Source organism: Roseateles sp. (assembly GCF_049240545.1).
GTDB lineage: Bacteria > Pseudomonadota > Gammaproteobacteria > Burkholderiales > Burkholderiaceae_C > Paucibacter_A.
On record NZ_JBMLSK010000290.1, the window covers coordinates 1 to 1405 of the forward strand.

The 1405-nt window shown below is 58.9% G+C and carries 1 protein-coding gene; it reads right to left on the reverse strand.

Annotated features, from left to right (window positions below; genetic code table 11):
• Window positions 1-176 precede the first annotated feature (176 nt).
• The coding region (locus ACOVRJ_RS18725; protein WP_422045341.1) for a terminase large subunit at window positions 177-1405 on the reverse strand (1229 nt) is incomplete at its 5' end.

Consider the following 1405-nt stretch of genomic DNA (forward strand, 5'->3'; position numbering starts at 1 on the left):
CGGACAGGATGCGCACGCAGGCATAAACCGCTGAAAGACGAAGGGACGCATCAGGAGTGACACGAAAACCACTGGAGGTCCTGGCCGAAACTGGCTCAAACCAGAAGTCACCCCAGCTTGAGCGGTCATCGCTGGACGCCCGAAATCGGTCAAAGAAGCTCAGTAGTCCCATCAGATCAGAGCAGCATCAATTCGTAGTCGGATCCCAGCACCACGTTCTCCCCGGGCTTGATAGCCCGAGAGAGCGCCATGATCAGTGCCACGATGCCGTCGATCTTGTTCTCTGCTCGCTCCTTGCGTGGGTAAATGTTGTCTTTGACGTCCAGGTGCGCCACCACGTTGCTGGCCATCCAGGTGAGCACCGGGTCGCTGTCATGGGCGAGCTTCTTCTGCAGCACCAGGGCTTCGAGCGTCTTCATCGGCTCGCTGAAATTCAGCACCGTCGGACGCACTTCGATCATTGGCAGCCCCTCGGACAGCATCCGGGTTGACAGTTGGGTCGCCTGAAAGGGATCGAAGGCCACCGCCTGCACCTCAAATCGTGAGGCCATCTCCAGGAGGTCTGCCTCGATCCAGCCGAAATCGATCACATTGCCTGGCGTCACGGTCAGTCGACCGGTGCGCATCCAGCCTTCGTACTGACTGTTTCCTGCGGCGCTGACCGTGTCCTCAGGCAGGTAGTACTTGCCAAAGACGGCGTAAGCGTCTGCGATCTCCGGGTGCGGAAAGACCAGTACCAATGCGGCGATGTCTGTCTTGCTGGCCAGATCCAGTCCGATCCAGCAGGGCTGGCCGATGAAGGCCTCGATGTCGAGTGTTGAGTCGGCGCAAGCATCCCAAGCCCGCATGTCCATCCAGGCGGTGTCTGCATTGACCCACTCGTTCAAGTGCTTGGTCTTGAAGTTATTGACCGCACTGGGCAGCTGCATTGCCTTGGCCTGTAATGGCAGCAGCACTTCCGGCTTTACCGAAATGCCCCAGTTAGGGTTTGCCTTGATCAGCGCACTCTCGGCGGTCCAGTCATCGCCGTCGTCCAAGCCATAAATGATCCCGAACTGGGAGTCATCCTCGAACACGCCGTCCAGCAATTTTGTTACGAAGGTTCGGACCTCGTAGCAAATGCCAGCGCGGTTGCTGCCTGCCGTGGTGATTACCCAGAGCAGCGAGTTGTCACGCTTGCCAGTCCCGGTCTCGACCACGTCGTACACGGTGCGGGTCTTATGCGCATGCAACTCGTCTACGCAACCGAAGTGGATGTTTAAGCCGTCGAGGGTCGAACCCTCGGCCGAGAGCGCCTCAAACTTTGAGCCCGATGCGAGCACATGCATGTTGTGCGCACCCACCTCAACTGAGAAGCGACGCCGAAATCCTGGGCTGCGCCTGGCCATAGTCTGCGCGTCGCCAA